This is a genomic window from Streptomyces sp. TP-A0356, from assembly GCF_001417775.1.
In the GTDB taxonomy this organism is placed as follows: Bacteria; Actinomycetota; Actinomycetes; order Streptomycetales; family Streptomycetaceae; genus Streptomyces.
Genome location: NZ_BBZJ01000013.1, coordinates 580290 through 593700, shown reverse-complemented (window position 1 = coordinate 593700; position 13411 = coordinate 580290). Strand labels below are relative to the sequence as shown.

At 70.6% G+C, this 13411-nt stretch carries 9 protein-coding genes; 4 read left to right on the top strand and 5 right to left on the bottom strand.

Translation table 11 applies throughout. The features are described from left to right. The first annotated feature begins 1 nt into the window (after position 1). Positions 2 to 2287: an ATP-dependent RecD-like DNA helicase gene (locus tag ASC56_RS05840; RefSeq protein WP_055490094.1), complete on the top strand. Its 2286-nt coding sequence runs from the start codon at positions 2 to 4 to the stop codon at positions 2285 to 2287. Positions 2288 to 2541: 254 nt separating this feature from the next. Further along, positions 2542 to 3831 carry a citrate synthase gene (locus ASC56_RS05835; RefSeq protein WP_055490093.1) on the top strand — a complete coding sequence of 430 codons (1290 nt, stop codon included), beginning with the start codon at positions 2542 to 2544 and terminating at the stop codon, positions 3829 to 3831. A 629-nt stretch (positions 3832 to 4460) separates the two neighbouring features. Here ASC56_RS05835 and ASC56_RS05830 read toward each other — a convergent pair. From ASC56_RS05830 to ASC56_RS05820, 3 genes are all read right to left on the bottom strand, one after another. Next, the gene (locus tag ASC56_RS05830) at positions 4461 to 6740 is read right to left on the bottom strand and encodes a cation-translocating P-type ATPase (protein WP_055490092.1); all 2280 of its coding nucleotides are present in this window, start codon (positions 6738 to 6740) and stop codon (positions 4461 to 4463) included. 87 nt (positions 6741 to 6827) lie between these two features. Continuing rightward, positions 6828 to 7067: a heavy-metal-associated domain-containing protein gene (locus ASC56_RS05825; protein ID WP_055490091.1), complete on the bottom strand. Its 240-nt coding sequence runs from the start codon at positions 7065 to 7067 to the stop codon at positions 6828 to 6830. Between the two features lie 112 nt (positions 7068 to 7179). Next, positions 7180 to 7896 (bottom strand): TetR family transcriptional regulator, encoded by a 717-nt coding sequence (locus ASC56_RS05820; RefSeq protein WP_234376851.1) that lies wholly within the window; start codon positions 7894 to 7896, stop codon positions 7180 to 7182. A gap of 166 nt (positions 7897 to 8062) precedes the next feature. Here ASC56_RS05820 and ASC56_RS05815 point away from each other — a divergent pair, with 166 nt between their 5' ends. Together ASC56_RS05815 and ASC56_RS05810 are read left to right on the top strand one after the other, a co-directional pair. Continuing rightward, entirely contained in the window at positions 8063 to 10309 is a 2247-nt protein-coding gene (locus ASC56_RS05815; protein WP_079102306.1) for an MMPL family transporter, read from the top strand. A 183-nt stretch (positions 10310 to 10492) separates the two neighbouring features. Then, positions 10493 to 11536 (top strand): zinc-dependent alcohol dehydrogenase family protein, encoded by a 1044-nt coding sequence (locus tag ASC56_RS05810; protein ID WP_055490089.1) that lies wholly within the window; start codon positions 10493 to 10495, stop codon positions 11534 to 11536. Between the two features lie 127 nt (positions 11537 to 11663). On the opposite strand, the gene ASC56_RS05805 is transcribed toward ASC56_RS05810, so the two are convergent. Together ASC56_RS05805 and ASC56_RS42960 are read right to left on the bottom strand one after the other, a co-directional pair. After that, a complete protein-coding gene (locus ASC56_RS05805) occupies positions 11664 to 11873 on the bottom strand; it encodes an AlpA family transcriptional regulator (protein WP_055490088.1) in 210 nt (69 codons plus the stop codon). 384 nt (positions 11874 to 12257) lie between these two features. Then, positions 12258 to 13340 (bottom strand): chaplin, encoded by a 1083-nt coding sequence (locus ASC56_RS42960; protein ID WP_159039598.1) that lies wholly within the window; start codon positions 13338 to 13340, stop codon positions 12258 to 12260. Positions 13341 to 13411 lie beyond the last annotated feature (71 nt).

The window sequence follows — 13411 nt, the reverse complement described above, 5'->3', positions numbered from 1 at the left end:
CATGACCCAGGAGGCGAGTCGGGCGGGGCAGGCAGGGCAGGCGGGTACCGGAGAGCGGCGTCTGGCCGTGCTGGAAGGCGTGCTCGAACGGATCACGTACGCCAACGAGGAGAACGGATACACGGTCGCCCGGGTCGACACCGGCCGCGGCGCCGGAGATCTGCTCACCGTCGTCGGCGCGCTCCTCGGTGCCCAGGTGGGGGAGGCGCTGAGGATGGAGGGGCGCTGGGGCTCCCATCCGCAGTACGGCAAGCAGTTCACCGTGGAGAACTACACGACGGTCCTCCCGGCCACGGTCCAGGGCATCCGCCGCTATCTCGGCTCCGGTCTCGTCAAGGGCATCGGCCCCGTCTTCGCCGACCGCATCACCCAGCACTTCGGCCTGGACACTCTCAAGATCATCGAGGAGGAGCCCAAGCGGCTCATCGAGGTTCCCGGGCTCGGCCCGAAGCGGACCAAGAAGATCGCCGACGCCTGGGAGGAGCAGAAGGCGATCAAGGAGGTCATGCTCTTCCTGCAGACCGTCCAGGTGTCCACCTCCATCGCCGTGCGCATCTACAAGAAGTACGGCGACGCCTCCATCTCCGTCGTCAAGAACCAGCCCTACCGCCTCGCCTCCGACGTCTGGGGCATCGGGTTCCTGACCGCCGACCGCATCGCCCAGTCCGTCGGCATCCCCCACGACAGCCCCGAGCGCGTCAAGGCCGGCCTTCAGTACGCCCTGTCGCAGTCCGCCGACCAGGGCCACTGCTATCTGCCCGAGGAGCGCCTCATCGCGGACGCGGTCAAGCTCCTCCAGGTCGACACCGGGCTCGTCATCGAGTGCCTGGCCGAGCTCGCGGCACCCCCGGATGACGAGTCCGACCCCGGTGTCGTACGGGAGAGGGTCCCAGGACCTGACGGAGGCGAACCCGTCACCGCCGTCTATCTCGTCCCCTTCCACCGCGCCGAACTCTCCCTCTCCGCCCAGCTGCTGCGGCTCCTGCGTACGGACGAGGACCGGATGCCCGCCTTCCGGGACGTGGCGTGGGACAAGGCGCTGAGCTGGCTGAAGAAACGTACGGGAGCCGACCTGGCACCCGAGCAGGAGGAGGCCGTACGACTGGCCCTGACCGAGAAGGTCGCCGTCCTGACCGGAGGCCCCGGCTGCGGCAAGTCCTTCACCGTGCGGTCCATCGTCGAACTCGCCCGCGCCAAGCGGGCCAAGGTGGTACTGGCCGCCCCCACCGGCCGGGCCGCCAAACGCCTGTCCGAGCTGACCGGGGCCGAGGCCTCCACCGTCCACCGGCTGCTGGAGCTCAAGCCCGGCGGCGACGCGGCCTACGACAGGGACCGCCCGCTCGACGCGGACCTGGTCGTCGTCGACGAGGCGTCCATGCTCGACCTGCTGCTCGCCAACAAGCTGGTGAAGGCCGTGCCGCCGGGCGCCCACGTCCTCTTCGTCGGCGACGTCGACCAGTTGCCCAGCGTGGGCGCCGGGGAAGTCCTCAGGGATCTGCTCGCCGACGGGAGCCCGCTGCCCGCCGTCCGCCTCACCCGTGTCTTCCGCCAGGCCCAGCAGTCCGGGGTCGTCACGAACGCGCATCGGATCAACTCCGGGCAGCATCCGCTCACCGACGGCCTGAAGGACTTCTTCCTCTTCGTCGAGGACGACACCGAGGCGGCCGGCCGGCTCACCGTGGACGTGGCGGCGCGGCGGATTCCGGCCAGGTTCGGCCTCGACCCGCGCCGGGACGTGCAGGTGCTCGCGCCCATGCACCGGGGACCCGCCGGCGCGGGTGCCCTCAACGGCCTGCTCCAGCAGGCGATCACCCCCGGCCGCCCCGAGTTGCCGGAGAAGCGGTTCGGCGGCCGCGTCTTCCGCGTCGGCGACAAGGTCACCCAGATCCGCAACAATTACGAGAAGGGTGAGAACGGCGTCTTCAACGGCACCGTGGGCGTGGTGACCTCGCTCGACCCGGTCGACCAGCGCCTGACGGTGCTGACGGACGAGGACGAGGAGGTCCCGTACGAGTTCGACGAACTGGACGAGCTGGCGCACGCGTACGCGGTGACCATCCACCGTTCCCAGGGCAGTGAGTACCCGGCGGTGGTGATCCCGGTCACCACCGGAGCCTGGATGATGCTCCAGCGGAATCTGCTCTACACGGCGGTCACCCGGGCGAAGAAGCTGGTCGTCCTCGTGGGTTCGCGCAAGGCGATCGGGCAGGCGGTGCGCACGGTGTCGGCGGGCCGGCGCTGCACGGCCCTTGACTTCAGGCTGTCGCCCGGCACGCTCGCGGGCTGAGAGCTCCGAACTCTGAGCCGCCCACCACCGCTCGTGAGCGGCCTTCGCGAAAAATGATCGATCAAATGAGTCGCGAAGGTCACAGAGCACTTCCGGAACCAGGGCGAAGGGGGCAGGATGAGCAGGTTGACGGCACTCAGTGCCGCCGATGAGCCCAATGGTCGACCCCGAGTGCACTCTCCTGCGCCAAATGGGGGATGGTAGAGACAGTCAGGGCACCTCGAAGATGAGGCACTACGTCGGTGAGGGAAGACGTGAGCGACAACTCTGTAGTACTGCGGTACGGCGGCAGCGAGTACACCTACCCGGTGGTCGACAGCACCGTCGGCGACAAGGGCTTCGACATCGGGAAGCTCCGCGCCCAGACCGGTCTGGTCACCCTGGACAGCGGCTATGGCAACACCGCTGCCTATAAATCCGCCATCACCTACCTCGACGGCGAGCAGGGCATCCTCCGGTACCGCGGCTACCCGATCGAGCAGCTGGCCGAGCGCTCCACCTTCCTGGAGGTCGCCTACCTGCTGATCAACGGCGAGCTTCCGACCGTCGACGAGCTCTCCGGCTTCAAGAACGACATCACGCAGCACACCTTGCTGCACGAGGACGTCAAGAACTTCTACAAGGGCTTCCCGCGCGACGCCCACCCGATGGCGATGCTGTCCTCGGTGGTCTCCGCGCTGTCCACGTTCTACCAGGACAGCCACAACCCCTTCGACGAGAAGCAGCGCAACCTCTCCACCATCCGCCTGCTCGCCAAGCTTCCGACGATCGCCGCATACGCATACAAGAAGTCGATCGGCCACCCCTTCGTCTACCCGCGCAACGACCTCGGGTACGTCGAGAACTTCCTGCGCATGACGTTCTCCGTGCCCGCGCAGGAGTACGAGCTCGACCCGGTCGTCGTCTCCGCCCTCGACAAGCTGCTGATCCTGCACGCGGACCACGAGCAGAACTGTTCGACCTCCACGGTCCGCCTGGTGGGCTCGTCGCAGGCCAACATGTTCGCCTCGATCTCGGCCGGCATCAACGCGCTGTGGGGCCCGCTGCACGGCGGCGCCAACCAGTCCGTGCTGGAGATGCTCGAAGGCATCCGCGACTCCGGCGGCGACGTCGGCACCTTCATCCGCAAGGTGAAGAACAAGGAGGACGGCGTCCGTCTGATGGGCTTCGGCCACCGGGTCTACAAGAATTTCGACCCGCGCGCCAAGATCATCAAGGCCGCCGCGCACGATGTGCTCTCCGCCCTCGGCAAGGACGACGAGCTTCTGGACATCGCCCTCAAGCTGGAGGAGCACGCGCTGTCCGACAACTACTTCGTCGAGCGCAAGCTCTACCCGAACGTGGACTTCTACACCGGCCTGATCTACCGCGCGATGGGCTTCCCGACCGAGATGTTCACGGTCCTGTTCGCCCTCGGCCGTCTGCCGGGCTGGATCGCCCAGTGGCATGAGATGATCAAGGAGCCGGGTTCCCGCATCGGGCGCCCGCGCCAGATCTACACGGGCGTGGTGGAGCGCGACTTCGTGCCGGTCGAGGAGCGCTGAGCACCGGAGAGAACTGAACACCGGCGAGAGCTGCCGAGTACCGGCGAGAGCCGCCGGGCACCGGCGAGATGTGAGGCGTACGCCGTCGCGGAGCGGCGTACGCCGAGTGCTTCGCTCGGATACTGCGCGCAGACAAGCGGAAGGCGCCCCGGCGCGACGGTCCCCCCACGGGCCGACGGCCAGGGCGCCTTCCCATGTCCCGGTGCGGATTCCCCCCACGGGATCCGGCCGGGCGTCTGCGGGACAGCGCCTGAATCGCTGCGAGCAAAACGAGCAAAAGTCGGTGTGCCACGGCGGTGCGGTTGGCCGGGACGCGTACGAACGGGAGGGCCGCTCAAAGCTCCCCGGTGTACGTGCCCCGGCAACGCAGTTCCTGGGAACGTCCCCCAAGACATCCCCAGATGTCAGTCACGCCCCCCAAGACGCTTCTGACATCGCCAACTTAGACTCACGAACCCTTCCGTTGGTTACGTTCACATCACTGTGATCTACGTCTCTTGCATATGTCCTGAAGATACGCAAGGGACCCGAAATGGCGATCGGGGCCCCAGCGTAAGGAAGATGCGCGAGCCTTGTGAAGAGCTTATGTGAGGCCCGCCTCGGACTCTAGAGGGACTCTTACTCCGTCGTCATGAGAATGCCCTGAGCCGTAGGCTGTTCGTCACCACGAACACCGACGAGAAGGCCATGGCCGCACCCGCGATCATGGGGTTGAGCAGCCCGGCGGCGGCCAGCGGCAGCGCGGCCACGTTGTACCCGAACGCCCACACGAGGTTTCCCTTGATCGTGGCCAGCGTCCGCCGCGACAGCCGGATCGCGTCCGCGGCCACCCGCAGGTCCCCGCGCACCAGCGTCAGATCGCTCGCCTCGATCGCGGCGTCCGTCCCGGTGCCCATGGCCAGACCCAGATCGGCGGTGGCGAGCGCGGCCGCGTCGTTGACGCCGTCGCCGACCATGGCGACGGTCCGCCCCTCGCCCTGGAGGCGCCTGACGACGGCGACCTTGTCCTGAGGCAGCACCTCGGCGATCACGTCATCGGCGTCGATACCGACGGCGCGCGCCACCGCCTCGGCCACCGCGCGGTTGTCCCCGGTCAGGAGTACCGGCCGCAGCCCCAGCGCCCGCAGTTCCCGTACGGCCTCGGCGCTGGTCTCCTTGATCGCGTCGGCGACGGTGACGACACCGAGTGCCACCCCGTCCCGGGCGACCACGACCGCCGTACGTCCGTCGGCCTCGGCCTCGGCCTTCGCCCGCGCCGGCCCGTCCGGGAGCGCGCCCGGGAACCGGCCCACCGTGATCTCGCGCCCTTCCACGCGCCCGCGCACGCCGAGCCCGGGGACGTTCTCGAAGTGCTCCGGCGCCGGAAGGTCGCCGACGCGTTCCTGGGCGCCTGCCGCGACCGCCCGGGCGATCGGGTGCTCGGAGGCGTGCTCCAGGGCTCCCGCGAGCCGCAGGATCTCCTTCTCGTCCCCCTCCTCGACGGCGTACACACCCTCAAGGGTCATCCGGCCGGTGGTGACCGTCCCGGTCTTGTCCAGGACCACCGTGTCGACCCGCCGTGTGGACTCCAGCACCTCCGGCCCCTTGATGAGGATGCCGAGCTGGGCGCCGCGGCCCGTACCGACCATCAGTGCGGTCGGAGTGGCGAGGCCCAGGGCGCACGGGCAGGCGATGATCAGCACCGCGACGGCCGCGGTGAAGGCGGCGACCGTGTCGCCGGTGACTGCGAGCCACACCCCGAACGTGCCGAGGGCGATCAGCAGTACGACGGGCACGAAGATCCCGGAGATGCGGTCGGCGAGGCGCTGCACCTCGGCCTTGCCGTTCTGCGCGTCCTCGACGAGCCGGGCCATCCGGGCGAGCTGGGTGTCCGCGCCGACCCGGGTCGCCTCGACCACCAGGCGGCCCCCGGCGTTCACGGTCGCGCCGGTCACGGCGTCGCCCACGGACACATCGACGGGCACCGACTCCCCGGTCAGCATGGAGGCGTCGACCGCCGAGGCGCCCTCGACGACGGTCCCGTCGGTGGCGATCTTCTCGCCGGGCCGTACGACGAACCGGTCGCCGACGGCCAGTCGCGCCACCGGAACGCGCACTTCACGACCGTCGTGCACGACCGCGACGTCCTTCGCGCCCAGTTCGAGCAGCGCCTTCAGGGCCGCGCCCGCGCGCCGCTTGGAACGTGCCTCCAGGTAGCGGCCGAGCAGGATGAACGCGACCACACCGGCGGCCACTTCGAGATAGATGGCCGAGGATCCGTCCGTACGGGAGACGGTGAGGTCGAAGCCGTGGCGCATACCGGGCATCCCGGCGCGGCCCCAGAACAGCGCCCAGACGGACCAGCCGAAGGCGGCGAGCGTCCCGACCGAGACGAGCGTGTCCATGGTGGCCGCGCCGTGCCGGGCGTTCGTGAACGCAGCCTTGTGGAAGGGCAGTCCGCCCCAGACGACGACGGGCGCGGCGAGCGTCAGTGAGAGCCACTGCCAGTTGTCGAACTGCAGGGCCGGGATCATCGCCAGCAGGACGACGGGCAGGGCGAGCAGCGCGGAGACGGTCAGCCGCCGGCGAAGGGCCGCAGACGCGGGGTCCTCTCCGGGTGCCCCGGACTCTCCGGTCTCCACGACCGGTTCGGGCCGCGGCGGCGGGGGTTCCTCGGCCGTGTAGCCGGTCTTCACCACGGTGGCGATCAGATCGGCGACGTCGATCCCGTCGGCGTACGCGATCTTCGCCTTCTCCGTCGCGAAGTTCACCGTGGCGGTGACGCCGTCCATGCGGTTGAGCTTCTTCTCGACGCGGGCCGCACAGGAGGCACAGGTCATGCCGCCGATCGTCAGTTCGACCTCGGCGCGTGCGGATCCATCTATCGGTGCTGGTGCTGGTGCTGGTGCTGGTGCTGCGGTGTTGGTCATGTCCGGACTCCAGACATCGGACCGGGCCGTGCGGAGCCAGTATCAGCTGGTCGGTACGGCCCGGTGCGGGGAGCGGGTGCTGGCGGGTCAGGCCTTGCCGACGAACTCGAAGCCCGCCTCGTCCACGGCGGCGCGCACGGCCTCTTCGTCGAGGGGGGCCGCGGAGACCACCGTGACCTCACCGGTGGCCGCCACGGCCGTGACCGAGCTGACCCCGGCGATCCCGGAGATCTCGCCGGAGACGGAGCCTTCGCAGTGCCCGCAGCTCATCCCGTTCACCTTGTAGACGGTGGTCACGGAACCCGGGGTGTCGGTCTGCGCGGTCATGTGGTTACTCCTCGGGGAGGCGTGTGGGGCTGGCGTGACCCACAGTATACCCCTAGGGGGTATTCCTCAACGAGGACACGGGTGTGGCCCGGCGCCTGCCGCTCTCGGCTCCTCAGTCGGAGTCGTCGTCCAGCAGGGGCTTGAGGTAGCGGTACATCGCGGTCTTCAGTTCGGCGATGTACGCCTCCCGCTCCGCGCCCTGGTGGGACATGATCAGGTCGAGACCTGCCTTGAAGAGCGCGAGCAGCATGTTGGCGGTGCGGGTGCGGTCGTCGGGCGGGGAGCTCGGCAGATAGCCCGCGACGATCTCCTCGATGCGGGTGAGGGAGGCCTCGTGCAGGGCACTGTGCTCCTGGGCGATCGGCCCGGGAGTGTCGGGGCCGTGCAGCAGGACGCCGAAGGCCGGGTTCTCCAGGTTGAACGCGATCAGCGGGTCGAGTGCCGCGTCCAGCAACTCCTCCAGCGGGAGTCCGATGTTCTCGTCGGCGAGCGCCCGGCCCTGCGACTCCAGCCACTGCTGCAGCAAATGGTCGCCGAGGCCGACGGCGATCGCTTCCTTGTTCGGGAAGAACTGGTAGAGCGTGCCCGGGGAGACGCCGGCCTCACGGGCGATCGCGTTGGTGCTCGCGGCGGTGTAACCGGCGCGGCAGAAGACCGCGGCGGCGGCATCCAGGAGTTGGGCGATACGGCGCTCGCCGCGGGCCTGGCGGCGGCGCGGTCGCTCCTGCGGCCGCTCCTGCGGTCGCTGCTGCGCGGCCGGCCGCTGCTCCTCGGTCGGCTCCCCGGCCGGCCCTGTGACCGGCCCCTCCGTCCGCTGACTCTTGGGCACGCGTGATCCCCAGTTCTCGGAACGCGATTGACAAACGCGAGTGGTCGCTCGCATTCTTGAGAAACGCGAGCGGAGACTCGTGTTTGCCAGTCTATGGCAATGGACGACCCATGCTGCCTGCACGGATGTACGGGATGCGGGGTCACGGTGAAGGGGACACCGCATCATGTCCGAAGTCAACCGCAGAGGTGACCGCGAGAAGGCCGACGGAGGGGGTGCGTCGGGGCCGGGTGGCTGGACTCGGTTCGTGAGCGCCCGGCCCCGGCTGTCGTTGCTCGTCGCGCTGGTGCTCACCGCGCTCGCGGTGGTCGCCGGCAGCGGGGTCGCCGACCGGCTGGGCAGCGGCGGCTGGGAGGACCCGGCCGCGCAGTCCACGTACGCGACCCGCGCGCTGGAGCGGGAGTTCCCCGGCTCACAGCCCAATCTGCTGCTTCTCGTCGACTCGGGGCACCGGACCGTGGACGACCCGGCGGTCACCGCGGAGGCGAAACGCCTGACCGCGCGGCTCACATCCGAGCGCGGAGTCACCGGGGTCGGCTCCTACTGGGCTTCGGGCGCTCCCACGCTGCGCGCCGAGGACGGCCACGAGGCGCTGATAGCCGCGCGCGTCACCGGCGAGGAGAAGACCGCGAGCGACACCCTGGACCGCATCGCGCCCCACTACCGGGGCGCGCACGGCCCGGTGCGGATCACGGTCGGCGGCCCGGTCGCCGTGCGCTCCGAGATGCAGAAGACCATCCGCGAGGACCTGACCCGGGCCGAGCTGATCGCCCTGCCGATCACCCTGGTACTGCTGGTGATGGTCTTCGGCAGCGCGGTCGCGGCCCTGCTGCCGCTGGGCGTCGGCATCGTCGCCATCCTCGGCACCAACGCCGTGCTGCGGGGGCTCACGGAGGTCACGGACGTCTCGGTCTTCGCACTGAACCTGACCACGGCCCTGGGCCTCGGCCTCGCCATCGACTACGCGCTGTTCATCGTGCGCAGATTCCGTGAGGAACTGTCCACGGGGGCCGCCCCGTTGGGCGCGGTGGCGATCACCCTGCGCACGGCGGGCCGCACCGTCCTCTTCTCCGCTCTCACGGTCGCCGTCTCCCTGGCCGCGATGCTCGTCTTCCCGCAGTACTTCCTGCGGTCGTTCGCGTATGCGGGCATCGCGGTGGTGCTGCTGGCCGCGGCGGCCGCGCTGGTCCTGCTGCCGGCGGCCCTGGTGCTCCTCGGCGACCGGGTGAACGCCCTGGACCTGCGGCGGCTCTTCCGGCGCGGGACGCCGGGGGAGCCCGGGCAGGGGGCCGCCTGGGGCAGGATGGCCGCCCTGGTGATGCGGCGTGCTCCGCTCTTCGCCGTGGCCACCACCGTCGGCCTGGTGGTCCTCGGACTGCCCTTCCTCGGCGTGAAGTTCGGCACGGCGGACGACCGCCAGTTGCCCTCGGGCGCCGAGTCCCATGTGGTGCAGCAGCACCTTCGGGACGGGTTCCCGGGCAGCCCCGGCGGCGGCCTGGAGGTGCTGGCCGAGGGGCGGGCGACCAAGGCGCAGTACGCCGCGTACAAGGACCGGATCTCGGCGTTGCCCCAGGTCCGGCTGGTGGACGGACCCCTGGTGAAGGGCGAGAAGGCGTACTTCACGGTGCAGCCGAAGGGCGAGGCCGTGGACGCCGGCGCCCAGCGGCTGGTCGGCGAACTGCGCGCGACGGCCGCCCCGTTCCACACCTCGGTGACGGGCACCGCGGCGGTCCTGGTCGACTCCAAGCATGCGATAGCCGACCGGCTGCCCTGGGCGGCGGCCTTCATCGCCGCGGTCACCCTGCTCCTGGTCTTCCTGCTGACCGGCAGCGTGCTGATACCCGTCCAGGCGGTCCTGCTCAACGCGCTGAGCCTGACGGCGATGTTCGGCGCGGTGGTCTGGGTGTTCCAGGACGGCCATCTGTCGGGCCTGCTCGGCTTCACCAGCCCGGGCTCGATCGAGACGACCCTGCCGGTCCTGATGTTCTGCGTGGCCTTCGGCCTCTCCATGGACTACGGCGTGTTCCTGCTGTCGCGCATCAAGGAGGAGTACGACCAGAGCGGCGACCATCGTGCGGCGGTGCGCTTCGGGCTGCAGCGCACCGGCGGACTGATCACCGCGGCTGCGGTCATCCTGGCGGTGGTGATGGTCGCCATCGGCACCTCCCGGGTGACCAACACCAAGATGCTCGGTCTGGGCATCGCGCTGGCGGTCCTGATGGACGCGATGGTCGTCCGCAGCCTGCTGGTCCCGGCGGTGATGCGGCTGACCGGCCGTGCCACCTGGTGGGCCCCGGGACCGCTGAGGCGCTTCCACGAGCGGTTCGGACTGCGCGAGGAGGAGCCCGTCGCGGCCGTGGAGAAGGATGGGGAGGCGGACCGCGACCGGGACAAGGCGGGAGCGCGCGGCTAAGGCGCTTCTGACGGATCTCGGCGGGACAAGGAGCGGCGTCCGGAGCGTGCTCTTCGCGCGGTACGGCGAGGTGTGCCGGGCGTCGCGACGCCGCGGAGATCCGTCAGAAGGGCCTAGCGTTCCACCGGAGGGATGATCTCCAGGAGCGCTGGGGGTCGGGACACGGGCGGAGGGTGTGGTCGTATGCGTGCGGTGGTGTTCGAGCGGTACGGGGAGCCGGCCGAGGTGCGCGAGGTGGCGGACCCCGAGCCATCCGAGGACGGGGTCGTGGTGCGGGTGGAGGCCACGGGGCTGTGCCGCAGCGACTGGCACGGCTGGATGGGGCACGACCCGGACATCACGCTCCCGCACGTGCCCGGGCACGAACTCGCCGGTGTGGTCGAGGAGGTGGGTGCCCGGGTCACCGGCTGGCGGCCCGGCGACCGGGTCACGGTGCCCTTCGTGTGCGCCTGCGGCAGCTGTCCGTCCTGTGCGGCGGGCGACCAGCAGGTGTGCGAGCGGCAGACACAGCCCGGGTTCACCCACTGGGGCTCCTTCGCGCAGTACGTGGCGCTGGAGCACGCGGATGTGAATCTGGTGGCGGTACCCGAGGAGCTGTCGTTCCGGGCGGCCGCGGCGCTCGGGTGCCGGTTCGCCACGGCGTTCCGCGCGGTCGTCCAGCAGGGCCGGGTGGCCACGGGGGAGTGGGTCGCCGTGCACGGCTGCGGAGGTGTCGGCCTGTCGGCGGTGATGATCGCGGCGGCCTCGGGGGCGAGGGTCGTCGCCGTGGACGTATCAGCTCAGGCGCTCGATCTGGCACGGAAGTTCGGGGCGGCGGAGTGCGTGGACGCGACACGCACCGAGGACACGCCGGAGGCGGTCCGCACCCTGACGGGCGGCGGCGCCCATGTATCCCTCGACGCGCTCGGCTCCCCGGCGACGTGCGCCGCGTCGGTGAACGGCCTGCGCCGCCGTGGCCGCCACGTCCAGGTCGGCCTGCTGCCTTCACCCACCGGTACGACCCCGGTGCCCATGGCCCGGGTCATCGCCCTGGAACTGGAGCTCCTCGGCAGCCACGGCATGGCTGCGCACACCTACCCGACCATGCTGGAGCTGGTCCGCTCCGGCGCCCTGCGCCCCGACCTCCTGGTCACCTCGACGATCCCCCTGGACGCGTCCCCCGCGGCCCTGGCGGCGATGGGCACGGCCCCCGGCCAGGGGGTGACGGTCATCGAACCGTGGAACTGACCCGATCGCGCCGGGGAACGGACCCGATCCCGCGAACGCACATCCGGGGACCGAGGGCGTACGGGTCGCGACAACGGGCGAGTGGCCCGCTCCCGGACCGGGGCGGGCCACTGCGTGAAAGGGGGCGTCAGGTGTCTCCGTGGTCTCCGCGACCACGGTTGCCGGGGCGGGAGGCGACCCAGGCTCGGACCGTGTCGGCGTACCAGTAGGGTCTCCCGCCCTCCACATGATCGGGCGGGGGGAGCAGACCGTGCTTGCGGTAGGACCTCACGGTTCCGGGCTGCACCCGGATGTGCGCGGCGATGTCCTTGTACGACCAGAGGCTACGGTCGGTCATCAGTAGCACCTCCCCGCGCGCGCCGCGGCGGCGGCCCGGGGGAGGCCGTCGGGGGAGCCGGGCGCTGCGCTGGCGATCACAAAGCCTGTGTTCCGTCAACGACAGGGAGCGTGCGAGGTCCGGGTCTGTGAAGAGGGTGTGACAGAAGAACCGTGGACCCGGGACATGTGTGACACAGAGAGGTTCTTTGTGACACAGGCGACGCACACCCGGCAGCGAGGCCGACCCGCTCCGTGTCATGTCACTCCGCGGCGCCGATCGCGGACGCGAACGGCCCAGGGGCGGCACCCACAAGAGTGGGCGCCGCCCCTGGGCCGTGGACTGCGGGGAGATGCGCGTGAGCGACAGCACGGGTGCCGGGCGCGGGGCCCGGCACCCGGCGTGCTACCGGTGGGACGAGACCCGGCCCCGCCGGTACAGGATGAGACCGCCGGCCAGCATCGCGACGCTCACGGCCGAGGCCGCGAGCACGCCCTCACTACCCGTCTCGGCCAGCGCGGGCACCTGGTGCGCGCGCCGGCCGAGCGGGGCGACCGCGGGCGTGTGCGGCGAGGTGCCGCTCTCGGTCGTCCGGATTCCCTGTGCGCTGACGGGCGCGTGCGACACGCTGGAGCTGGCGCTGTTCTGGGTGGTGCCCGAATCGACGTCGCTGCTCGTGTCGCCCGAGCCGGTGTCGCTGCTCGTCTGGTGCGAGCCACCGCCGCGGGGTGTCTGGGCAGGGACCACGGGGACGTTCAGCACGGGGGCCGGCTGCACCGGGGCGGGCTGGACCGGGGCCGGCTGGACCGGCGCCGGCTGCACCGGGGCGGGCTGGACCGGAGCGGGCTGGACCGGGGCCGGCTGCACCGGGGCGGGCTGCGCTCCGGTGCCGGGGGAACAAGCGTTGCCGGACACCGGGTTCAGGATGCCCACCGCGTTGATCGCGTTGCCGCAGAGGTTGACCGGGGCGTGCACGGGGGCCTGGATGGTGTTGCCGGACACGACGCCGGGTGAGTCGGTCGTCGTGCCGGTGGTGGACGAGCCGGAGGTGACCGACTGCCCACCGCTGCCGGAGGAACAGGCGTTGCCGGACACCGGGTTCAGGATGCCCACCGCGTTGATCGCGTTGCCGCAGAGGTTGACCGGGGCGTGCACGGGGGCCTGGATGGTGTTGCCGGACACGACGCCGGGTGAGTCGGTCGTCGTGCCGGTGGTGTGCGAGCCCGAGGTGACCGTCTGCCCACCGGAACTGTGGGAACAGGCATTGCCGAACGCCGGGTTCAACGCGGCCACCACGTCAACCGTGTTGCCGCAGAGGTTGACGGGTACGTTCACGGGGGCCTGGACGGTGTTGCCGGACGCGAGACCGGGTGATCCGGCCGCGGTGCCGTCGGCGTTCGAGTCCGCGTGCACCGGGCTGCCGCACAAGGACAGAATGCCCGTCGCGGCGGCCGCCGCGACCATTCCCCTGCTCAGGGTCTGTCGCAATCTCGTTGTCTTCCTGCTGGTAGAAGTGGGTGAAGGGGGAGGGCCGGCCCTGGATCCGAACAGCGCAGTCC